The following is a 20,968-nucleotide window of genomic DNA, read 5'->3' on the forward strand; positions in this document are numbered from 1 at the left end:
ATAACAGAATATTGATAACAAGAGTTGCGTGCTGCTGCGCAGGTCGAGGGGGAGGTCGGCCGAGCCGGGTCAGGAGGCCATGGCCAGGCCGGAGGAGGCGGCGCCGGTGAATTCGTCGTTCACCAGCACGACCTGCCGCCCGGCCCCGGCCAGCAGCGAGGCCGCCGCGGTGGCCCGGTAGCCGCTGCCGCAGTGCACCCAGACGGCCCCGGCGGGCACGTCGCCGGCGCGCGCCGCGAGCTCGGGCAGCGGCACGTGCACGGCGCCGTCGATGTGGGAGGCCTGCCATTCGTTGCCGAGCCTGACGTCGAGGATCACGTCAGGGGCGGGCAGCCCGGCCGGCACGTCACCGGCCAGCGCGGCGGCCAGCCCGGCGAACGTCGCCGTGGGCAGCGACCGCACCTGAGCCGGATCGGTGGCGAGCCTGTGAGGCGTGCCGGACGCCGCGGCGGCGACGTGGTCGACGCCGATGCGCACGAGCTCCCGCTGCGCCTGCGCGACCTGCTCGGGCGTCTCGCCGATCAGGGTGAGCGGCGCGCCCCGGTCGATCAGCCAGCCGAGCCAGGTGGCCATCGGCCCGTCCAGGCCCAGACTGACGGTGCCGGCCAGGTGGGCGTCGGCGTAAGCGGTGCGGTGACGCAGGTCGACCACCCACTCCCCGGACTCCAGCCGCCCGCGCAGCTCGTCCGGGGTGACGGGGGCGGGCGGGCGCAGGTCGACCGGCGCGGGGCCGCGCAGGTTGATCGCGCCCATGTGCGCGTAGTAGGCGGGGTAGGCGTCGAGCCCGGCCAGGGCCTGCGTGACGAACGCGTCCGCGGCCAGCCGCAGCGCCGGGTTGACCTGCCGCTCGCGCTCGATGGTGGAGTCGTCGCCGGAGGCCTGGGCGGCTGAGCAGAAGCTGCCGAAGCCGTGCGTCGGCCAGATCGCGGCGCCGTCGGGCAGCAGGTCGGACAGCCTGCGTACGGAGGCGTGCTGCTCGCGCGCCAGCGTGGCGGCGTGCTCGGCGCCCAGCAGGTCGGTACGGCCGGTCGTGCCGAACAGCAGCGAGCCGCCGGTGAAGACGCCCTCGGCCGCTTCGCCGCTCTCCAGCGCGTACGACAGGTGGTGGAAGGTGTGGCCGGGCGTGGCCAGGGCGCGCAGCCGCAGCGTGGGCGAGACCTCGACGACGTCCCCGTCGGACAGTGGCAGGTGCCGGAACGGCGCCTGGTCGGCGGCCGCCAGGCCGTAGCGCGCCCCGGTCAGCCTGGCCAGCTCGAGCCCGCCCGAGACGTAGTCGTTGTGCAGGTGCGTCTCGACGACGTGCGTGATGCGGACACCGAGGCGCCCGGCCAGGGAGAGCACGCGATCGACGTCCCGCTGGGGGTCGACCACGGCGGCCACCTGCCCGTCGGTGGCCAGATAGCTGCGGTCACCCAGCGACGAGGTCGCGATGACATGGACGTCAGCACTCATGATTTCCCCTACATCCCCCGGGGGTGTACGACGGCGAGACTGCACCCATCGACTTCCCGCCTGGCGCGCAGTCAGACCAGCGCCAGGAAGATCTCGGAGGTCGGCCAGGCGATCAGCTCGATCACGTTGCCGCCGGCGCGGTCACCCTCAGTGTTCCAGGGGTCATCCGGCGGGCGCCGGCGGGCCCGGCCGCCCCTCACCCGCGAGCCGGGCGTCCAGCGTTCGCACGCCGTCCTCGTAGGAGATCCCGCGGCACAGTTCGCGGGCCTCTTCCCAGACGGCCCTGGCCGTCCGGTGGCCGCCGGCGGCGTCGTGGGCGTCGCCGAGGGCAAGAAGCGTCCGCGCCAGGTAGGGGATCGAGCCCCGGGTGCGCCACACCCGGACCGAGCGTTCGAGGGTGGCGATGGCGGCGGGCAGGTTGCCTTCGGCCAGGTCCAGCTGCCCGAGCACGCTGAGCGAGTCGGCGAGGTAGTGGCCGAAGTTGCCGGCCTCGCTGTGGGCCAGCGTCAGCTCGGCGGTCGCCCTGGCGCGTTCGTCCCCGACCATGGCGAACAACTTCGACAGGTAGAGCAGCGAGAACGTCTCCAGATAGCGGTAGTTCAGCCGCCGTGCCATGCCCAGGGACCTCTCCAGCAGTTCCCGGCCGCCCTCGACGTCACCGCAGAACGCCTTCGCCGCGCCGAGGAACTGGGTGACCGTCGTGGTGTAGTGGGCGTTGCCGAGCGCCTCGGCCACCTTCGTCGCCTGCTCCAGGACCTCGTGCGCCGCCTGCGGGTCGTCCTCGCCGTGGATGATCGCCATCACGTGGTAGGCCCGCGCCTGGCCGCCGAGGTAGCCCGCGTCGGCGGCCGTCCGCAGAGCCTGCTCCGCCAGGGCGAGCGCCTGCTCGCCGCCGTTCCCGTCGGCCGTCAGGCTCCAGGCCAGGGTGGCCAGGGCGTCGGCCATGCCGACCGGGTCGTTCAGCGTGGTGAACAGGTCGAGGAGCTGCGAGGCGCCGGCCCGCATCCGGGTCATCGCCGGTCCGGGGCCCGGCGGTGAGTTCCAGGTGGTGACCTCCAGGAGGCCGCGCATCAGCACGGCCTCGCCGCGCTTGTCGCCGGTCTCACGGCAGAGCGCGAGCGCCTGCTCGTGCATGCGCTGCCAGCCGTCGTACAGGCCGCGCACGTTCAGGTACGTCTCGGTGGACCCGGCGAGGTCCCAGGCGAGCTGGGTCAGTCGTGTCTCGCACGCCTGGGCGACCCCCGCCATCAGCGCGGCGTGCTCCGCGCCGAACCAGGCCATCGGGTCGGCCAGCAGCGGTCCGGAGACCGCCGCGGGCAGCCGCCAGCGCGGCGCGGGGCTGTGCATGAGCGCGTAGCAGGGGCCGGGGACGCGCTCCGCCGCGACCTCCGCCAGCGCCAGCCACGCACCCAGGGCCCGCTGGAGCGCGGCCTGGCGTTCGGGTTCGCAATCCTCGCGCTGCGCCCGCTCCCGCGCGTACAGCCGGATCAGGTCGTGGAAGCGATACCTGAGCCGGCCTGTCTCGTCCGTCCCGGTGAGGTGCAGCAGATGAGCGTCGACCAGGGTTTCGATCTCACGTTCCGCCTGCCGCACCGGCACGTCCAGGAGGGCCGCCACCGCCCAGGACGCGAAATCGGGCGCGTCGAGCAGCCCGGCCAGCCGGAAGGCCCGCTGCGCGCCCGCGGGCAGCATCCGGTAGCTCATCTCGAACCCGGCGCGGACGTCGAGATCACCCGCCACCAGCTCGTCCAGCCGGTGCCGTTCCTCCCCGAGGACGCCGGCGAGGTGGGCCAGACTCCACTGCCTTCTGCCGAGGAGCCTGGCCGCCGAGATGCGGACCGCCAGCGGGACCCGGCCGCACAGCCGGGTGATCTCCAGAGCCGCGTCCGGGTCGTCCTGGACGCGTTCGTCGCCGACGATCCTTCTCAGCAGGTCCATGGCCTGGCCCGACGGCAGGACGTCGAGTTCCAGCAGGCTCGCGCCCTCCAGCCCGACCAGCCGGACACGTCCGGTCAGGAGCACGGCCGTGCCCGAGGCGCCGGGCAGGAGCGGCCGTACCTGCTTCTCCCCGGCGACGTTGTCGAGCAGGACGAGCATTCTGCGTCCGGCCAGGCAGCTCCGGTAGAGCGCCACGCGCTCCTCCAGGGATTCGGGTATGCCGGTGGGGCTGACGCCCAGCGCGAACAGGAACCGGCTGAGCACGTCCTCCGGGCGGGCGGGGTCCGCGGAGGCGCCGCGCAGGTCCGCATAGAGCTGGCCGTCGGGAAAGCGATCCGCGATCCGATGCGCGACGTGCACGGCGAGCGTCGTCTTGCCCAGGCCCCCCAGCCCCGCGATGCTGGCCATGGCGACGGTGCCCGGCCGCGGTTGGGCGAGGACCTCGGCCAGGTGGGCCACCTCGTCGTCCCTGCCCGTGAAATCCGCGATGTCCGGCGGCAACTCGGCGGGGGTGGGAGCCGCCTGAGGCTCCGGCATCGGGGCCGTGACCTGGGCGGGACGGTCGTCGGACAGGGCACGCAGGTGCGCGTGCCGCACCTTCTCGCCCGGCGCGATGCCCAGTTCGTCCGGCAGGCGCGCGGCACGTTCGAGGCCGGCGAGTGAGGCCTGCGCGGGGGACCCCGTGATCGTCACCTTGACGCGAGGGACGAGGTCGAGTGAGGGGTCCTGGGTGAGGATCCTCTGATGCATGTCGTGCAGCTCTTCGGCCGGGTCCAGGCCGGTCTCCTCGATCAGGGTCTTGCGGGCACGCGCGTATTCGGCGAGCGCGTCCGCCCGCCGGCCACAGCGGTACAGCGCCAGCATCAGCTGCGCGCGCAGCCGCTCCCGTAGCGGGTACTCGCCGGTGAGCGCGGTCAGCTCGCCCAGCAGCCCGGCGTGGCGTCCCAGCCTCAGGTCCACGGCGATCCGCGACTGCAGGACCGACAGGCGCACCTCGTCCAGCCGCGCGGCCTCCGCGGCCAGCATCGGGACGTCGGTCATGCCGACGAACGCGGGCCCGCGCCAGAGGCTCAGCGCCTCGTGCAGGCGGTGGGTCGCCTCCTCCGGCTCACCGGCGGCCTCCATCGCCTGCCCTGAGGCGGCCAGGCTCTCGAACCTCGCCGCGTCCAGCTCGTCCCCGGCCACCGGAACCAGGTAGCCGGAGCCCTGCCGCACCACGAGAGCCGGGTCGCCCAGGTGCCGCCGGAGCCGGTGGACGTAGGTCTGCACGTTCTTGGTGGCGCTTTTCGGAGGGGTGTTCCCCCAGAGCGCCATGACGAGTTGATCTTCCGAAACAGGGTGACCCGCCTGGCACAGCAGAACCGCCAGGAGCACCTGCGCCTTGGGCGTGCCCAGATCGAGCTGCTCACCCTCTCGCCATACCGTCAGCGGACCCAGTATCCCGAACTCCATCGCGCCCCCTCGGCTGGAGGCACTGTAAACCCGGACGGCCTGTTCCGCTGGCCCACTGGGTGAAGAAACGATTGCGAATCTTTCTCGCTCAGCCCTCGATCTCCTTACGGCATCGGCGCCGAACGCGCCGGCCTTCATTCGGTAAACGTTTTCGGTCGGAGCGGTCATCAGTGTCATTCGCCGAATGGCCAGGCATATTCCCCTCGTATTCCACGGTGCTGCCGGCGGGTGCGACGATCAGTGGGCCTCGGCCCGGGGATCGCTCGCGCCGGAGGGCTGACTCCCGTCCGGAGAAGGAGGAACGATGAACCCGCTCAGAACGATCACCGCCGGCGTCGCCGTCGCGGTGGCGAGCGTCATTCTCGCCCAGCCCGCCTTGGCCGCGAGCTTCCAACGGGACGTCGGAGACGGGATCGTCCGCTACGCCGACCCCACCAACGAGGTGTGCGTCCGGGCGGACGACACCACAGGGACGGCCTGGGTCGAGGTGACCCTGACCCGCCCCGGTGTGATCGGAAGGCCCATCGTCATCAGGGACGACAACATCAGGCACCCGGGCGCCACCTGTGAAGTACTCACCGCCTTCGAGAACGCCACTTACCAGGCCGATTACGAAAGCTACTGGAGCGGGCGAGGCACCGTCCTGCGCGGGACGTTCCGCTTCACGACCTGACCCTCGGACAGGACCCCCACGCCATTCATCGCGGTTCTCGTTCTGACCCGCCAAAGGCGATATCCCGCACGGTCCCCGCTCGCGAAGGATTTCATGAACGCATGCATGAGGGTCGCCCTCGTGGCAACGGTCGCCGCGCCCACCGCGACGGCTGAGGGTCCGGTTCGGCGTCGCAGGCTGGTCAGGAAGAAGTCGGCCTACCCCGCCAGGACGGGCTTCCCGGTGGACGCATCGCGCTGATGAGGGTGTCGAGCGGCACCCGGGCGAAACCGATGCGGGTGTCGCTCGCCCCATAGGGCAGCCACACGGCGTCGTCGTGAAGCAGGCCACCGCAGGAGTACACGACATTGGGCACGTAGCCTTCGCGTTCGGTGCCGTCGGCGGTGAGGAGCGTTCCGGGGAGTTCGGCGATGACACGGTGCGGCTCGTGCAGGTCGAGCAGCAGGGCGCCGATGGAGTAGTCGCGCATGGGGCCGACGCCGTGGGTCAGGACGAGCCAGCCGAAGCCGGTCTCGATGGGGGACCCGCAGTTGCCCACCTGGATGAGCTCCCAGTCCCAGCGGGGGGTGTGCAGCGGCGCCGATGGTTGCCAGCTGTTGTGCCGGTCGAGGGTCGTGAGGCCGATGGTCTCGCCGTCGGAGCGGCACAGCGCCAGCGTCCGTCCGCCGACCGGTCGTGGGAAGAGCGCCATGCCCTTGTTGACGGCGGCCGAGCCGCGCATGGGAGTGATCGAGAAGCGGCGCAGGTCGTCGCTGGCGATCAGGTGTGAGCGGATGTGCTTGCCGTTGTAGGCGGTGTAGGTGGCCCGGTACGAAGGTGTGCCGTCCTGGTCGACGATCCGTACGAACCGGGCGTCCTCCATGCCGTTGGACTCGGCCGCGGTCGACGGCCAGAGCACTCGCCGGTGCAGGGGGAGATCGGCGGGGAAGGCGACGGCGTAGTCGGAGTGCGTCGCGCGGCGCATCTCTTCCAGAGTCGGCTGCGTGGAGGCGCGGGTGAGCAGGTCGGCGGGGAGCCGGGCGATCGCGCGCTCGAAGTCGTTGTCGTCGAAGCGTTCCGGCAGGGATCGCAGGACGGCGGCCGTCACCTCGTTGTCCCAGGCGCCGTCGCAGAGCCCGGCGGCGAGCAGGTCGCGCCGATGACGGGTCCGGAGCCGGCACCCGACGGACAGCGTTCCCGAGCGGTCGGCGATCGCCAGGTCGGAGCCGGGGCCGAGCACCGCCGTGGCGAAGCCGATCGACGACAGGTGTCCCTCGCCTATCTGCCGCAGGCTGATCGCCACGCGGAGCTGCCCGGGGCGCAGGCCGGACTGGTCGGGATGGGGGACCATGGAGGGGTTGCACACCGCCGCGCCCTCCACGGCGTACTCGTGGCTGAAGTAGGCGCCCACGAGGAGGCGGGCCGGCAGGGACAGGTCGACGTCGCGCGGGACGCGATGGCGGACCAGGTCGTGGTGATGGGCGAAGGTCGTTTCGAGGTCGTGGTGGCGGTTGCCGAATCGTCGCAGCGTCTCCTGGAGCATTTCGGTGGTCTGGTCCTCGCCCAGCAGCACGATGCGGTCGATCAGCGCGGCGGCCCTGGTACGGGTGAGCGCGGCGTCCTCGCCGGGCACGAAGAGCTTGATGATCACTCTCCGCGGATCGGGAGTGAGGGCCGGGCCGAGCCGCGTGGCCAGATCCCTGATGGTCATGAGAGCCGCCTGGCATGCTGCATGGTGGAGATCAGCGCGATGGTCGACTCCGCTCCCTGGTTGAGGTTGGGGCCGTGCTCGGTCAGGCCGTCGTAGCCGCCGCCGGTCGCCGGGTCCCACATCGGAAGGCCGGAGTCGTTGGCTCCCCGGAACCACGCCACCGAGCGTCCTACCCGCTCGTGCCACGCGTCGTCGCCGGTCACGTGGGCCGCGGTGGCGCAGGCGTCGGCGAGCGCGGCCACCTCGATCGGCTGCTGGTCGTAGCGGGTCCGGGGCGCGTCCCGTCGCCAGCCGGTGGCGGGCACGACCGCGAGCAGGCCGTCCCTGGTCTGGATGTCCGACAGCCAGGCCAGCATGCGCAGGCCGGTGGTGAGCAGCTGCCGGTCATCGCTCAGGTCCCCGGCGGAGATGACCACTTCGGCGAGAGCGGCGTTGGCGTAGGTCAGGTGCGGTTGCGGCCATGGCCAGGAGGGGTCCTCCGAGGGTGTGCCGATCGCCTCCACGGCGTCCATCAGCAGGGAGGCGGCCACGGTGCTGTCCGGGGTGGTGCGCAGGACCTCCGCCGCGCCGAGCCCGGCGAAGGCCATGGCGCGCGGATGCGGGGAGCGCTGTTCGGCGCCGCGAACGAAGGCGTGCAGCGCTTCGTCGCGGATCCAGGGGATGGCGTTGCGGGCCGCGGCGGTGCCCAGGCCCCACATCGCCCGTCCCCACCAGTCGCCGACGCCCGGCAGGTCGCTCCAGCGGCGGTCGAAGGTGAGCCGGTTGCGGAACGCGCCGGAACGATCCTGCGCGTGCGTGAGGAAGGCCAGGTAGCACTCGGTCAGCCGGGTCAGCTGATGGGCGGGGCGCGGTTCGCGGCTGACGACGATGAGGCCGCGGGCGACGTCGTCGGTGCAGTAGCCGTGCTCGCGGCGGACGACGGCGTGCCGGGCATGCTCGAACAGGCCGGTGTCGTCGCTCATCCGGAGCAGGTGCTTGAAACCGGGGTCGGTGGCGCTCATGGCAGCATCGCGGCCGGCCGCGCGGCGACGAGCGACCGGCCGAGGCCGTCGTACCGGGCCGCGACCGCCGGCCACAGCAGGGTCGGGATCAGGGCGCGGGTCCGCCCGGTGAGCTCGTCGGCCAGCCCGGGCTGCGTGAGGACACGGCGGACGGCGGAGGCGAGCGCGGCGGGGTCGCCGTGCGGAACGAGCAGCCCCGGGCCGCCGGTGAGCAGTTCCACGGCGTGCGGGAAGGCGGTGGCGACGACCGGCACGCCGGCGGCCACGGCCTCGATGAGGACACCGGAGGTGACCTGCTCCGCCGAGTCATAGGGCAGGATGACGACGTCCGCCGAGCGGACCAGCCGGCTCAGCGAGTCCTGATCCCGGTAGACGGGGTCGTGTCGTACAGCCGTCGACACGCCCAGCCGGGCGGCGAGATCGTGCAGTCCGTCGCGATACGCCTCGCCCTGGAGCTCCAGCACCTTCGGGTGGGTCCTGCCGGCGATCGTGTAGATCGGCGAGGGGTCGAGGCCCGCCAGGAGCGCGAGGGCGCGCACCGCCCATTCGATCCCCTTGCCGGGTCCGAGCAGTCCCCACGTGAGCAGGTGCGGACGGGGGCGGCGCCGAGCCGGGACCCGCATGTGGTCGGCGGCCCCGTGCGGGATGACGGACACCTTGCCGGCGTCCACCCGGTAGCCGGCCCTCAACCGGTCGCGAGCGGTGCCGGTCATGGTCACGATCGCGTCGGCGGCGTCCACGATCTCCTCGAGCAGGGCCTTCTGCGGGGGAGTGGGCCTGGCCAGGACGGTGTGTAGGACCACGATGCTCGGCACGGTGAGGCACCGCAGCAACGGCAGGACGTCCTGGCCGTCCGGGCCGGGGAAGATGCCGTACTCGTGCTGCACGATGGCCACGTCGAAGTCCTCGAGAGCGGAGGCCGCGGCCTGCCAGCCGCCGGGCCCGCCGGGAGTCCAGGTGTGCACGACCCCGGGCTGCGGCCGTTCGTCGTCACCTTCCGCGGTGACCCGGACGATCCCGCCGAACATGCCGCCCTGGGCCAGATGGGCGGCCAGGGCGGAGTTGAAGGTCGCCAGCCCGCACTGGGTGGGCGGGTGGGTGCTGAGAAATCCGTATGTGAGGACCAACTGCCTCGCCTTTCGGTCATCAGGCCGCACCATGGTGCGTTCGGGTGCTGCCCGCTCGGTGAAGACGGCTGTCCGTCCGCCTGTGCGTGTGCGGTGGAACCTGGAGACTTCACCGGGGGCCCGTCCTCAGGCGGGGGCCCGGCCGACGCGACCGATCAGCTGATGGCGTGGTCCGCGTACCATGACACTAGCAGGGGCTAACTTTGTCCTAACATTTCGCGGTAGATCGTCAGATAGCTGGCCACCATTCGATCCGCGCTGAACCTGCGTTCCGCCTGCGCGCGGCAACTCTCGCGGTCGATCGTCGCGATGCGTGCCACCGCGGTGACCGCCTCGTCGAGGGAGTCCACCAGGAAGCCCGTCACGCCCGGGTCCACGACTTCGGCCATGGATCCGCGCCGGTAGGCGACGACGGGCGTCCCGCAGGCCATCGCCTCGACCACCGACAGGCCGAAAGGCTCGTCGAACGCGATGGGATGCAGCAGCGCGGCGGCGCCGCCGAGGACCTGGCCGCGCCGCTCCGGCCCGACCGGGCCGAGGAAGCTGACCTGCTCGCCGTCGATCTCCGGCACGATCTCCTCTTCGAAGTACCGCTCGTCCTGGACGATGCCGCAGATGGTCAGCGGCATCCCCGCCCGGCGGGCGATCTCGATGGCCGTGTGCGTCCCCTTGTCGGGATGGACGCGGCCGAACGCGATCAGCCGCCGGCCGCCCACCGGGTCGAAGGGGAAGGCGTCCAGATCGATGCCGTGGTGCACGGTGGCGACGTAGTCCAGCTCCGGGGCGCGGTCCGCGTCCGAGATGGACACGTAGGCCGACCGGGCACGGGCGTAGGCGGGCAGGATGCCCGTGCCGGAGAATCCATGGATCGTGGTGAGCAAGGGCGCCCGGCAGTGGCCGGCGAAGGCCAGCGGCAGCCAGTCGAGGTGGCTGTGGACGACGTCGAACTCGCCGGAACGGCTCAACGCGTGCGCGACATGCATCGCCTCCCACACCCGCCCGTCGAGCGCCGGATCGTCGGCGTACCCGCGCGGGCACACGCCGTCCAGCGCTCCGGAGGTGACCGAGTCCAGCGTGGCGAACAGCGTCACCTCGGCCCCGGCGGCGCAGAGCCCCTCGGCGAGCAGGCTCGTCACCTGTTCCCACGGGCCGTAATGGCGTGGAGGCGTGCGCCAGGCGACCGGTCCCAGCAGCGCGATCCTCACGTGAGGCAGGCTTCGCTCCGGCGTACGTCCGGCATCGGTGCCATGGTTGACCTCCCTGTCCTGTCCAGCCGAGTCAACGCCACGGCGGACCGGCCGGAAACAGCTGATGCCGCAAGCGGTCATCACCACAACTGATGACGAGGCGGCAGCGTGACGGGCTCCTCGACGCCGTGGCGCGAAGTTCCGCGGCCGTCGGAGGCGGCCGGGATGCGCACGGCCAGGAGGGCGATGTCGTCGGCGGTGCCAGGAGGCATGCGGGCGAGGACCTGGTCGCAGAAGTCGTCCAGGGGATGGCAGGCCAGGGCGGCGGCGTGGCGGCGGAGCCGTCCCATGCCGGTGTCCAGATCGGTGCCGGGGACCTCGACCAGGCCGTCGGTGTAGAGCAGAAGGGTGGAGCGAGGAGGCAGGGGGACGGTGGCGTCCGCCCGGCTGACGTCGTTCAGGCCGGTGCCCAGCAGCAGGCCCTGTCCCTGTTCGAGGTATTCGGCGCGTCCGTCGGGGGTGACCAGCAGCGGTGGTGGATGGCCGGCGTTGGTCCATCGCAGTTGCCAGGGACCCTCGTCCGGGCCCTCGATGCGAGCCAGGATGACGGTGGCCAGAGGGACCTTCGTGATGACGGGGACGGCCTGGTCGAGGCGGTCGATGATGGCGCTGGGCGGTTCCGTCCGGTCCCAGGCCAGAGCGCGCAGCATGCCTTCCAGCTGGGCCATGCCCGCGGCGGCGGCCAGGTCGTGGCCGATGACGTCGCCGATGACCAGCGCGGTGGCGCCGTCACGCAGGAGGAACGCGTCGTACCAGTCGCCGCCGACCTGGGAGCCGGCCGGGGCGGGCTGGTAGCGGGCCGCCAGGCGCAGCCGGCCGGGTTGAGGCAGGGCGGCGAGCAGGTTGCGCTGCATTGCCTCGGCGATCTGGCGCTGGCGGCCGAACCGCAGGGTGTTGTCGATGGCCAGGCCGACGCGGCGGCCGATGTCGCCGATCAGGGCCACCTCGGCGGTGTCGAAGGGCCGAGCGGCGCCGGTGCGGGCCAGGGTGAGGGCGCCTGTGACCCGCCGGACGGTACCCAAGGGCACGATGACCGCGGAGGTGGCGCCCAGCGCCTGGAGGAATCCGGTCTGGACGGCGGCCAGGGGCGAATCGGGCGGGGGAGCGATGTCCCCTGGCCCCATCAGGACGGGTTCGCCGCCGTGCAGCACCCGTACCAGAGAGGAACGTGAGTGCTCGTCCAGCGCCGGGAGGGGGCCTTGCCACGCTTCCTGCTCGGCGTCGCGGCCTTCGGGCCCGATCACCGCCACCCTCTGGACGCCCTCCTCCGTTCGCAGGTCGATGGCGACCCAGTCGGCCAGGCGGGGCACCAGCAGGCGGCCGAGCCGGGCGAGGGCCTCCTCGGTGTCCAGGGTCTGCGCCAGCGCTGTGGCGATCTCCGTGGCCAGGGCCAGCCGGTCGGTGAGACCTTCCAGGGCGGTCACATGCGCCGCGAGGCCGACCGCGGCGTCCCGGTCGGTCGTGTCGCCGGTGAACAGCACGGTCATGCCGACCACCTCGCCGTTTCTGGTCACCGGATCGCTGATCCAGGTGACCGGGACGAGATACCCGTCGCCGCCCAGGAAGCTGTCCACCTCGCGGGCGCGGACGTGCAGGGTCAGGGCCGTGAGCAGCCGGCACGGCTCATCCGGAAGGGCGGCATCGCCGGCGTGGCGGTGCAGCAGATCGTGGAAGTCCTGTCCGATCATCGCCGCCGCGGTACGCTTCAGCAGCTCCTCGGCAGCCGGGTTGACCGCGATGATCCGCTCGGAGGAGTCCAGCACAGCCACGCCGGCGCCCAGATGGTCGAAGACCTCCCGCCAGAACGCCGGCTGCGTCGCCCACCACCGGCCCTGACCATCGGACGTGCTCTGGGTCACGCCGCTTCCTCCCACGGTAGACGTACCGCTCCCGGCCGGGGACAGCCGGCGGGCCTCGGTCAACTATCAGGGATGATTCCCGATGAGGAGCCGTTGTGCCCGGCGACGCGCTGGCTCGAGATCGCCCATGATCACGTGCGCAGTGCGATCTGTGCCATACCCTGTGTGCAAGGCTGAGAATGCTTCTTGTCTCGGAGCAACAGCCATCATCAGAGAGCGAGACGCGACATGAGCAGTGCTCGCAAAATCGAAGGGTATGCCGCAGAGGCCCCCGCCCCTCCGAAAGAGGACGGCGAGCAGCCCGATCACGCGGCCAACGCGCAGTGGCTCAAGGACAATCCCGACGCCATGCCGCAAGTGGGCGCCGGCCGGTGGGCCGTCCACGACCGTGCCGGCCGGCTGCGCGGCTACCTCGTCGGTGACGGCCCGACCCGCGACACCCGCTTCAAGGCGATCAGCGCGACACAGGAAGGGGCGCCTCCGGACCACGCGCTGGGCCACGGCATCACCCTGCACGACGCCGGGGCGCATCTCCTCGACGCCGGTGCGGGTGGCAGGCAGCCCGAGGACAACACGGGCGATTGAGCACCATGTGCTCCCCGCACAGCGCGCACGGCCCCGGCTCGTCGCCGTAGGAGGAGCGCGGGCCCGGGGCCGGCGCGTTCGGCCGGGCCCGGCGGCAGCTTTCGCGGGCGCGGATGTCCCAGCGGATCCGAGCCGGGCGGTTCCGCGCCGACGGTCACCTGCGGCAGGTGCTATCGCCGTAGCTGATGATGCCAGCTGGGATTACCTGTTTCCCCCGGCTCGCTGATCACTTGGACTGGTGGTGAGCACGCCGCCCGTACCCGCGACGACCGGCGATATGCCAGCAAGTCCCCTGAAACGGCTGCTGAAAGGCGACACGACATGAACCTGTACATCGACGACAAACACCTCGACGAAACCGCTGACCGGCCGCCGCTCTCGCCTGAGCCCGTGTCCAGACGCGGAAACGACGGCAAGAGCAGGCGGCCGCCGCCGTCGGACAAGCTGGTCTACGGCAGGGTGATCCAGCCCGGCGTACCCCCGGCGCCGCCCGAGCCGCTGCTCAACCCCGAGCCCGCCGACTGACCCAGCCCGATGGCCGCCGGCTCAGGTTGCACGTCGCCGGCCAAGGCGCTGTCATGGCCGCACCACCGCGACGGAGTTGCGTGCGCCGTGCAAGGTCCCGAGGGCGACGGATCCGAGCATCACGGTGCCGATCGCCCCTCTGCCCTGAGAGCCCACGACGACCAGATCCGCCTGGGCGGAAGCGCTGACGAGAGCCTCGACGGGGTGAGCGCGACAGACGTCCTCGATCACCGGAACCTGCGGATATCGCTGCTGCCATCCCCGAAGGATGACGGCCGCGGTCCGGCACTGGGTAGCGTGGATCTCGTCCAGGTCATAGGCGCTTTCGGGGATGTGAGCGTGCGCCGGCGGTTGCCACGCGTAGACCGCGCGCAGCGTGCTCGCGCGCAGCATCGCCTGCTCGAAGGCGTAGGCGAGGGCGGGTTCGCAGGCGTGATAGTCCTCGAGCCCGACGACGACCTCCCCGTGGGCAGTGTCGGGGCCGGATCGGACGACGACCACCGGGCCGTGCGCGTACCCGGCCACGTGGGTGCTCACCGAGCCCAGCACGGCCCCGGGGAACCCGCCGAGCCCGCTGCCGCCGATCACGATCTCGGCGGAGTCGCCGGCCTGGTTGCGCAATGCCGCGGCGGCGGGGCCCTGAAGCAGCTCGCAGCCGACATCGATGCCGGGCTGTCGCTTGCGCGCGACCGCCTCGGCGTCGCTCAGCACGCTCTGCGCGCTGAGCACGATGACATCACCCTCGCCTGGGACGGAGAACTTCGCGATCTCGTACGGCGTGCGGTCCACGGCGTGGACGATGCGGAGCCGGGCCCCCGCGCGAGCGGCGTCGTCGGCCGCCCACTCGACGGCCGCGGTCGCGGCCTCCGAACCGTCTGCGCCCACGACAATGACATGATTCATGGCTACTCCAGATTCGTGCCGGCAATTCACTGATCGCTCATGCGAGAACACGCTGGACCGGGCCGGTATGTTTCGGTGTCGCTGACGGCCGCCGCCGTCAGCGCTTGAACATTCTCCCGATTTTCCCGCTACGCTGTACCGGATCATTTCCGGTGCGGCTGGCCATGCCTTTCGACTCCAGGTGCTGGTTTCCGGTGGCGCGGCCGAAGTAGAGCATGACCCAACCCTGAACAGCCCGCATCCTGGACCTGATCTTCCTTGTCGGGCTCATGGCGCTTCCCTTCGACTGCTCTCGGACGCAACGCGGCCTGGTCCCAGGCTGCTCTTCCTGGCGAGAACAGGAAACAGGCAATCGCCGACCTGATTATCACCGCGAACGATGACAGCGCCGATTCCCCTGATGACGACTTGATGTCTCTCCTCGCCTCACGAAACGAGGTGCAGGAGAAATACCGAGGGAATTTCGAGCGCCCGCCCGGCAGGGCCGCCCTGTGCGTGGGCCTGCACCTGAACGCCTGGGATCACATCCCGCCCCCTACCGCGGCCTCGTCCTGGTGAGACGGCTCCTGGCCGGCAGCCCGAGCCGGATCAAGCACTGGAGGCGCACCTGCCGGCGACCCGCCGAGTGTGATCTGGATCTGGGCTAGTAACGGTGGGGTCCGACATGCCCCTCGAACAGCAGGCACGGCGCCGGCTCGTCGGCGTAGGGGGAGCGCGGGTCGGGGTCGGGATCGGCGCGTTCGGCCGGGCAGGGGGGCAGCGTAACCAGTTCGCGGGCGCGGATGTCCCAGCGGATCCAGATGAACCGATCCGGCCCGGGCAGCAGCTGGACGTGTGCCGCGTGGGCGCCCGCGTGGCCGGGCTGCAGCTCACACCCGTAGACGGCCTTGCGCCCGTGCCGGCCTCCCTCGGCCAGCGGAGCCCATTCCGCGTCGGTGAGCACGTTGTAGTGAGGGCAGTCCTGCTCACCGGTGTGCCGTTGCAGCCCGGTGGCGAGCGCGCCCGCCAGCCCCGCTGCGGTGAAAACTTGATGGACGGCGTTGTGGACCCGCTCGACGTCGTCGTCGCTGAGCTCCACCGCACCGAGCTGGTCGGCCAGCAGCCGTACGTGGGTGGCGAAGTGCCGGCAGGCGTCGACGAGCGCGCTCACCGGAGCCACCGCGTCATGCGGCGGGTCGGTCGGCACGTCTTGATGCGTCACAACACCCACACTACGCCGCCCATCAGCCCGGCACGGCGGCGGCACCTGCTCCTCTCCGCGACCGCCGTGCTGTTCGGCCTCCACACCCGACTCTCCTGTGCCGTCGGATCTGCCGGCCATCCTTAGCCGGTGGAAGCCGACCGTCATGCCCAGCCCGGTCACGCCCTGATCGGGAAGCGGCGGTCCAGGCCGGTGATGCACAGCAGCCGGGCCACGCGCGGGGGAAGGCCGGTCAGGGCCAGCGTGATGCCCAGGGCCCGGGCGCGGCCTTGCACGCCGATCAGCACGCCGATCCCGCCTGCCCCGCAGAAGGTGACCTGGGACAGATCCAGGATGAGCAGGTCGGTGCTGTGGTCGAGGGTGTTGAGCAGCCTTCGGCGCAGGCGGGCTGTGGTGAAGATGTCGATGTCCCCCGACAGGTGTACGAGGGTCGGCGCCGATGCGCTCGCCCCGAGCGGGGCGGTGTCGATGACGGTCATGGAAGTTCTCCTCGCAGGAGAAGCTGTGGGGTCATGGGATGCCTGCCGGCCGAAGATCGGTCCGCCGCCAGTACGGGCGGTGCCAGGACCGCTCGATCCGGCCGGCAGGCGGCACAGGGGTCGTTCCGACGTCGTCGGCCGTGGCACGCGGAGCGGGGTCGGCCGACAGGTGCGCAAGGGTGAGGACGGCGTCAGGCGTTAGGCCGGCGGTGTCCTGGGCGGTGAGCTCGAGTGTGGCCTCGGCGGCTGCCCCGAAGAGGCCGGTGGTGGTTCGCCGGGGGCGACGCAGGCCTGAATGCCGACGCTCGACGTTGTTTATATCGCTGTGGCCAGAATTATGCGCTAACTGGGCCGGCCTGTGCCCATGTGTGCCGCACCCTGTCGCGTACACGCGAGCAACCATGCATTCTTGACCCTAGACGTCATGCCACTCTTGTACCTCACTTGGGCGCGGCAGCGTGGACCAGGATCTCTTGCTGAGGCCTCGAGTTCCACGGCGGGTCTGCCGGCCTCGGCGTTCCCTTGCCGGCATGGGGCGGGGTTTAGCGGGTCGCCTGCTCGTCGGCGAGTGGCAGCAGCCGGTGCATGACGTCGCGGTAGAAGCGCAAGGCCAGTCTCAGCTGCTCGGTGTCGTGGTCGCCGGTGCCGGCGTTGCGGGTGCGGATGGGGGCTGATCCGTCTGGTCGAAGACGCGCTGGTCGGACGGTGTCGCCGACTGGTCGTCGTTGTGGTGTTCCTGAACGGGGACGGTTACGGGCTGGGGTGACGGTACCTCGGCGAATTCGTCGAGTCGCTCATCAGGGCCTCCGGGGTTGCTGCGGTTGTCCATGTCGAGTCACCTCTTGCTGTGAGTCGTCGGCGAGTGCTGGTTGGCCACGATGGCCGCGGCGACGGGCATCACCCATCACCCCGCCGCGTCAAGCGCGTGAGCTCTGGGGTGCGTTGCCGGGCGAGCCGGGCGAGGTCATCGGCGGCCGGTCCGGTGGCCAGTCCGAGGATGATCCAAGCGATGATGCCCATGGCCGAACTCCCTGTGGCTGTGCATCGATGTCTGCGCGGGATCGTCCTTCCGGACCGGTCGAAGCAGGGAGCCGGTCACCGACCGTTTGCCGGCGCCGACGATCACACTTGTTCCTCTCCAGCCGACACCCGCGGGGGCCGTACCGAAACAGGCGATCAGGGAAGGATCCATCTCCAGAACCGATCACCGGTGTCCCGCGGCGCGCACAGCGGTCAGAGCGCGTGCATCGCACAGCCTCGTCGTGTGGGCGGCGGCTGCCGGAGCGACTTCGCCGGGTGCCGGCTCGGGGGGTGAAGCGTTGCGGCCCAGACCCAGGCAGATCCGCATTGGTCGGGACGAGTTCCCTGCGAGCCCGGCTGTAGATCGCCGGTGGTGATAATCCTTGCTCGAATCGGTGATTTCCGCTCCGGCCAGACGGCTAGATGATCAAAGCACTGTACGCACGAAAACGCTCACGCCGGCGCCCTCGCAACGTGTTCACGCCGCCGCCTCGAACCGGCCGCCCTCTTGTCTCCCGCACCCCCGTAGGAGCCCGGCATGAACACCACGCACACCGCGAGCGCCTCCGCACTCGTGATCGCCGCCCTGATCGAACGGCTCGTGATCGCGCTCACCCCGATCAACGCCGCCACCGACCGCCTCCTGCGCATCACCCCGCTCGCCGAGCGCGCGGGCCTGCGGATCGAGGGCGAGCTCGACCGCTCCACCCTGCCCGCTCTGAGGCGCGCGCTGGCCTCGCCGGCGAGCGGAGACGGCGGCTTCTTCGTGGATCTGAGTGGCCTGGAGTTCATCGACGTCGGCTGCCTGCGCGCCCTCGTCGGCGCCGCCGCCGCAATCCACGACGACGGCTGCGGTGACCATGTTCTGACGCTGTATTCGGTGCCTCCACAGGTGCGACGCCTGCTCGAGCTCACCGGCTGGCACCGGACGCCCGGTCTCCACTTGCAGGCGTCGGCGCGGCCCGGCTGACCCACGCCCGGCCCGGCCCACCCATGAGTCCACCGGCTCCGGGGCTGGGCGCCCTCGGCGGGGGTACCGCCGACCACCTGCGCAGCACCATCACCGCCCTCATCCGGCCCGATCGCGGAGCCTTCGTCCACCGCGAGGCCCGGATCACGGCGCTGTCCCCCGATCGGAGCACCTCATGACCACCCTCCACCTCCGTCCCCGGGCAGGTCTGTGGCTCGTCCCCGCCGCCGCCACTGTCGTGCGCCTGCGCGGTGAGCTCGACCTCGGCACCCGCGAGACGGTACGCGAACGCCTGCAGCACGCCTTGCTCCGCGGCACCAGCCTGCTCATCCTCGATCTGTCCGGGGTGTCGTACTGCGACGCCGCCGGGCTGGGCGTCGTGGTGGACGTCCAGCACCACGCCACCATCGTCGTGGCCAAGGTGTTCCACCAGGCCAACGGCGATCCCCAGCGGTTCCGCACCTTCCTGGTCGCAGGCGGTCTATCTCATCTCGCCCCTCTACCAGCCGGGCAGCCTCAACCTCCACCTCCAACAGCGGCCAGGCGCCGGCGTCTCGTTGACGTGGGGCCTGTGGGTCCTGGATCAGGTGCTGGCCGGACTGCAGGCCGCCGCCGCGAGCGACATCATCCACCTGGACATCAAGCCGCAGAACATCGTGCTGGACGGCCTCACCAACATCAGGATCATCGACTGGGGAATGTCCCAGCCGCACCAGGCGGGCAAGAGTGTCTCCACCGTGGTTCCCGGCGGCACGAAGTGGTTCACCAGCCCCGAGCAACTTGGCGCCGCCGACGCCGCCCCCAGCACTCTGTCCGACCTGTACGGCGTCGGCGCCCTGGCCTGCTGGCTGCTGACCGGCCTGGCGCCGCTGCGGCGCGAGCTCGAAACCGCTGTCGGCGCGGATGCCGGCCTGCTGCAGGTGCGCCACCTGATGCGATCCGGCATCCGGCCTGAACGCGCCGGCCATCTCGCCCTGGACGTGCCCGTACAACTGGGCCGGCTCATCGACCAGTGGCTCAGCTACAACCCTGCCGACCGCACCCCGCCCGGGATGGACCCCACCGCCGCGCTCGGCTGGGCGCGCACGGCCCTGGGCTGACAACCTCCGTAACCGCATCCCGGTGAGAGGCGTTGACCAGAAGTGCCCCGGCCACCTGGCCGAATGGCTGCGGGCGAAGGCTCTGGCCGACCGTGCCTTCGGTTCGGCCACCGCCAGGTGTTCACGTTCGTGGTGGGGTGGCCGGTGCCTGCCGGCGCAGGTCGATGATCGGCTGCAGGAGCCACAGCCAGCAGGTGGCCAGCGCCGCCGCGGCGCCGAACACGATGGCGAGCCAGTTGCCGAGCACGACCTCGGCCACCAGAGCCATCGCGGCGGTGACCGCGACCGCCAGGGAAACGGCACCGGCCAGCCCCAGTTCGTTGGCGCGATGCACGATCTTCTCCTTCAGCCCGGTACGAAACAGCAGCCGGTGCTGAACAGCGGGCGTGATGAAACAGAGCGAGGCTGTCGCCGACCCCGTCAACGCGATGAAGAACAGCCAGAGGCCCGAGGTGTCCACCTTGGCGAAGCCGCTCTGAAACGGCATCGCCAGCAAGAAGGCGAACAGCACCTGCACCCCTGTCACCATGACCCGCAGGCCCTGCAGGAGCTCGGACAATTCACGGTCGATGCGTTCCTTGTGGCTTTCGTCGGCACTGCTCTCCTCGGCCGTCCCGGCAGCCGGTTCGCCATCGGTGAGAAGACGGCTCTGGCTCTCTTGCCCAGGCAACGCCATAGGCCTGACACCTCCGTGAGTTTTCCCGTGGCGCACCACGGGGTGGATCCATCCATCGCGTGTTCCCGGCTCGCGGCCTCCTGAGCGCCCTGCGGCCTACCGGCGGGGACCCACCGTTCCGCGCGGGCGTGTCAGGGGTGATCGAGCGGCAGCCCGAGCACGGACAGGCCGCTGGTCGCCGCCGAGGAGGGCGTCGAACAAGGCGTGATAGTGCGTCATGGCCTGCCGCAGTTCCCGGATGGACACCCCACTGCGGGCAGCGCGCCCGCTGATCTCATGGGCTTGGCGGTAGTGCTCCAGGGTACGGCTGTGCCCCAGCGACAATTCGGAGGCCTGCTGCGCGAAGTCCTCGGTGGCATATCCGCGCTTGGCCATGACGGCCCGTACCAGGAGATCGGCCTCGCTGACCGCAGGGCTCGGCTCGTTCACGAAACGCTCCTGAACCGCGGCCCATCTGTCGGCATAGCCGCGGCGTGCGTCGGGATCGAGCGGTCGTATGTCGAGTGGCCCTGATCGCTCTCGACGGGCCCGCAGCTCACGCTCGGCCGCCCTGCGGTCACCCGCCTCGGCGACGGTGCGTTCGTACTTGGGGCCGAATCGCTCTCGCAGACGATCTCGACGCCTGCGCAACAACAAGGAACCGACAGCCGGCACCACTGCCATCACCCCGACGATGACGGCCACCCACATCACGGTCTCGGCGGACATGACCGCCTCCGCTCCGGTATCGCCGGCGTATCCTGCCCGAAGCCAGGTAACCGGACACTGTCAGTCAACGCCACCCGCCCGGAGACGGATATGGGCGTTCTGAGCAAAGCCCATCGCCGGAGCTGATCGCAGCTCACCCCTCGACGGGCTGAACGGTGCAGCGCCCGGCGGGACCGCCGTCCTCCGTCGAGTGGGCAGCACACCTCGAGGTCACGGCGGATCTGGCCGAGGGTCTTGAGGATCTCCAGGCCGATCGTGATGACGAGTGCCGGCCCGATCACGCGGCGCGGCGGTAAGTGCAGCCGTGGTGGCGCGGTGAGCAGGGCCATGGCCAGCAAGGTGTTGACCCCGAATCCCAGCAC

Annotated in this window: 18 protein-coding genes and 2 pseudogenes; 6 read left to right on the plus strand and 14 right to left on the minus strand. The window is 71.0% G+C overall.

Annotated features, from left to right (window positions below; translation table 11 throughout):
- Positions 1–69 precede the first annotated feature (69 nt).
- Together AB0I79_RS31230 and AB0I79_RS31235 are read right to left on the minus strand one after the other, a co-directional pair.
- On the minus strand, positions 70–1,452 hold the full coding sequence (locus AB0I79_RS31230; protein ID WP_357880399.1) for an MBL fold metallo-hydrolase: 1,383 nt from the start codon (positions 1,450–1,452) through the stop codon (positions 70–72).
- Positions 1,453–1,614: 162 nt separating this feature from the next.
- On the minus strand, positions 1,615–4,842 hold the full coding sequence (locus tag AB0I79_RS31235; RefSeq protein WP_357880402.1) for a BTAD domain-containing putative transcriptional regulator: 3,228 nt from the start codon (positions 4,840–4,842) through the stop codon (positions 1,615–1,617).
- A gap of 304 nt (positions 4,843–5,146) precedes the next feature.
- Here AB0I79_RS31235 and AB0I79_RS31240 point away from each other — a divergent pair, with 304 nt between their 5' ends.
- Entirely contained in the window at positions 5,147–5,515 is a 369-nt protein-coding gene (locus AB0I79_RS31240) for a hypothetical protein (RefSeq protein WP_357880405.1), read from the plus strand.
- Positions 5,516–5,696: 181 nt separating this feature from the next.
- Here the strand turns inward: AB0I79_RS31240 and AB0I79_RS31245 are convergent, their stop codons facing one another.
- The 5 genes from AB0I79_RS31245 to AB0I79_RS31265 form a co-directional block, all read right to left on the minus strand.
- A complete protein-coding gene (locus AB0I79_RS31245; protein ID WP_357880408.1) occupies positions 5,697–7,205 on the minus strand; it encodes a glycoside hydrolase family 130 protein in 1,509 nt (502 codons plus the stop codon).
- Positions 7,202–8,206 (minus strand): glycosyltransferase, encoded by a 1,005-nt coding sequence (locus tag AB0I79_RS31250; RefSeq protein WP_357880411.1) that lies wholly within the window; start codon positions 8,204–8,206, stop codon positions 7,202–7,204. The genes AB0I79_RS31245 and AB0I79_RS31250 overlap by 4 nt, the downstream gene beginning before the upstream one ends.
- Positions 8,203–9,333 (minus strand): glycosyltransferase, encoded by a 1,131-nt coding sequence (locus AB0I79_RS31255; RefSeq protein WP_357880414.1) that lies wholly within the window; start codon positions 9,331–9,333, stop codon positions 8,203–8,205. The genes AB0I79_RS31250 and AB0I79_RS31255 overlap by 4 nt, the downstream gene beginning before the upstream one ends.
- Before the next feature lie 197 nt (positions 9,334–9,530).
- Positions 9,531–10,538 carry a glycosyltransferase family 4 protein gene (locus AB0I79_RS31260; RefSeq protein WP_357880418.1) on the minus strand — a complete coding sequence of 336 codons (1,008 nt, stop codon included), beginning with the start codon at positions 10,536–10,538 and terminating at the stop codon, positions 9,531–9,533.
- A gap of 122 nt (positions 10,539–10,660) precedes the next feature.
- Positions 10,661–12,439: a SpoIIE family protein phosphatase gene (locus tag AB0I79_RS31265; RefSeq protein WP_357880421.1), complete on the minus strand. Its 1,779-nt coding sequence runs from the start codon at positions 12,437–12,439 to the stop codon at positions 10,661–10,663.
- A 228-nt stretch (positions 12,440–12,667) separates the two neighbouring features.
- Between AB0I79_RS31265 and AB0I79_RS31270 the strand changes: the two genes are divergently transcribed.
- On the plus strand, positions 12,668–13,024 hold the full coding sequence (locus AB0I79_RS31270; protein ID WP_357880424.1) for a hypothetical protein: 357 nt from the start codon (positions 12,668–12,670) through the stop codon (positions 13,022–13,024).
- A 321-nt stretch (positions 13,025–13,345) separates the two neighbouring features.
- Positions 13,346–13,549: a hypothetical protein gene (locus AB0I79_RS31275; RefSeq protein WP_357880427.1), complete on the plus strand. Its 204-nt coding sequence runs from the start codon at positions 13,346–13,348 to the stop codon at positions 13,547–13,549.
- A 51-nt stretch (positions 13,550–13,600) separates the two neighbouring features.
- On the opposite strand, the gene AB0I79_RS31280 is transcribed toward AB0I79_RS31275, so the two are convergent.
- The 4 genes from AB0I79_RS31280 to AB0I79_RS31295 all read right to left on the minus strand — a co-directional run bounded on the left by AB0I79_RS31280 (position 13,601) and on the right by AB0I79_RS31295 (position 17,152).
- Entirely contained in the window at positions 13,601–14,452 is an 852-nt protein-coding gene (locus tag AB0I79_RS31280) for a universal stress protein (protein WP_357880430.1), read from the minus strand.
- A 643-nt stretch (positions 14,453–15,095) separates the two neighbouring features.
- Positions 15,096–15,653 carry a hypothetical protein gene (locus AB0I79_RS31285; RefSeq protein WP_357880433.1) on the minus strand — a complete coding sequence of 186 codons (558 nt, stop codon included), beginning with the start codon at positions 15,651–15,653 and terminating at the stop codon, positions 15,096–15,098.
- A gap of 158 nt (positions 15,654–15,811) precedes the next feature.
- The gene (locus tag AB0I79_RS31290; protein ID WP_357880436.1) at positions 15,812–16,132 is read right to left on the minus strand and encodes an STAS domain-containing protein; all 321 of its coding nucleotides are present in this window, start codon (positions 16,130–16,132) and stop codon (positions 15,812–15,814) included.
- 897 nt (positions 16,133–17,029) lie between these two features.
- Positions 17,030–17,152: a hypothetical protein gene (locus tag AB0I79_RS31295; RefSeq protein ID WP_357880440.1), complete on the minus strand. Its 123-nt coding sequence runs from the start codon at positions 17,150–17,152 to the stop codon at positions 17,030–17,032.
- 538 nt (positions 17,153–17,690) lie between these two features.
- Here AB0I79_RS31295 and AB0I79_RS31300 point away from each other — a divergent pair.
- From AB0I79_RS31300 to AB0I79_RS31310, 3 genes and pseudogenes are all read left to right on the plus strand, one after another.
- Positions 17,691–18,122 carry an STAS domain-containing protein gene (locus tag AB0I79_RS31300; protein WP_357880443.1) on the plus strand — a complete coding sequence of 144 codons (432 nt, stop codon included), beginning with the start codon at positions 17,691–17,693 and terminating at the stop codon, positions 18,120–18,122.
- Positions 18,123–18,297: 175 nt separating this feature from the next.
- Positions 18,298–18,534: pseudogene (locus AB0I79_RS31305) on the plus strand (STAS domain-containing protein); the annotation flags it as partial.
- A 31-nt stretch (positions 18,535–18,565) separates the two neighbouring features.
- Positions 18,566–19,222 (plus strand): protein kinase, encoded by a 657-nt coding sequence (locus tag AB0I79_RS31310; protein WP_357880459.1) that lies wholly within the window; start codon positions 18,566–18,568, stop codon positions 19,220–19,222.
- Positions 19,223–19,343: 121 nt separating this feature from the next.
- On the opposite strand, the gene AB0I79_RS31315 is transcribed toward AB0I79_RS31310, so the two are convergent.
- The 3 genes and pseudogenes from AB0I79_RS31315 to AB0I79_RS31325 form a co-directional block, all read right to left on the minus strand.
- A complete protein-coding gene (locus AB0I79_RS31315; RefSeq protein WP_357880446.1) occupies positions 19,344–19,898 on the minus strand; it encodes a DUF6328 family protein in 555 nt (184 codons plus the stop codon).
- A 96-nt stretch (positions 19,899–19,994) separates the two neighbouring features.
- A complete protein-coding gene (locus AB0I79_RS31320) occupies positions 19,995–20,606 on the minus strand; it encodes a hypothetical protein (RefSeq protein WP_357880449.1) in 612 nt (203 codons plus the stop codon).
- Positions 20,588–20,968, minus strand: a pseudogene (locus AB0I79_RS31325) (hypothetical protein); the annotation flags it as partial. The gene AB0I79_RS31320 and the pseudogene AB0I79_RS31325, both read right to left, overlap by 19 nt.

Source organism: Nonomuraea sp. NPDC050202 (assembly GCF_040656115.1).
Classification (GTDB): domain Bacteria; phylum Actinomycetota; class Actinomycetes; order Streptosporangiales; family Streptosporangiaceae; genus Nonomuraea.

What these genes read in the sequence shown, in the direction of transcription:
- AB0I79_RS31230 (WP_357880399.1), bottom strand. Translation starts at nt 1,452, where the DNA reads ATGAGTGCTGACGTCCATGTCATCGCGACCTCGTCGCTGGGTGACCGC.
- AB0I79_RS31235 (WP_357880402.1), bottom strand. Translation starts at nt 4,842, where the DNA reads ATGGAGTTCGGGATACTGGGTCCGCTGACGGTATGGCGAGAGGGTGAG.
- AB0I79_RS31240 (WP_357880405.1), top strand. Translation starts at nt 5,147, where the DNA reads ATGAACCCGCTCAGAACGATCACCGCCGGCGTCGCCGTCGCGGTGGCG.
- AB0I79_RS31245 (WP_357880408.1), bottom strand. Translation starts at nt 7,205, where the DNA reads ATGACCATCAGGGATCTGGCCACGCGGCTCGGCCCGGCCCTCACTCCC.
- AB0I79_RS31250 (WP_357880411.1), bottom strand. Translation starts at nt 8,206, where the DNA reads ATGAGCGCCACCGACCCCGGTTTCAAGCACCTGCTCCGGATGAGCGAC.
- AB0I79_RS31270 (WP_357880424.1), top strand. Translation starts at nt 12,668, where the DNA reads ATGAGCAGTGCTCGCAAAATCGAAGGGTATGCCGCAGAGGCCCCCGCC.
- AB0I79_RS31275 (WP_357880427.1), top strand. Translation starts at nt 13,346, where the DNA reads ATGAACCTGTACATCGACGACAAACACCTCGACGAAACCGCTGACCGG.
- AB0I79_RS31280 (WP_357880430.1), bottom strand. Translation starts at nt 14,452, where the DNA reads ATGAATCATGTCATTGTCGTGGGCGCAGACGGTTCGGAGGCCGCGACC.
- AB0I79_RS31290 (WP_357880436.1), bottom strand. Translation starts at nt 16,132, where the DNA reads ATGACCGTCATCGACACCGCCCCGCTCGGGGCGAGCGCATCGGCGCCG.
- AB0I79_RS31295 (WP_357880440.1), bottom strand. Translation starts at nt 17,152, where the DNA reads ATGGGCATCATCGCTTGGATCATCCTCGGACTGGCCACCGGACCGGCC.
- AB0I79_RS31300 (WP_357880443.1), top strand. Translation starts at nt 17,691, where the DNA reads ATGAACACCACGCACACCGCGAGCGCCTCCGCACTCGTGATCGCCGCC.
- AB0I79_RS31315 (WP_357880446.1), bottom strand. Translation starts at nt 19,898, where the DNA reads ATGGCGTTGCCTGGGCAAGAGAGCCAGAGCCGTCTTCTCACCGATGGC.
- AB0I79_RS31320 (WP_357880449.1), bottom strand. Translation starts at nt 20,606, where the DNA reads ATGTCCGCCGAGACCGTGATGTGGGTGGCCGTCATCGTCGGGGTGATG.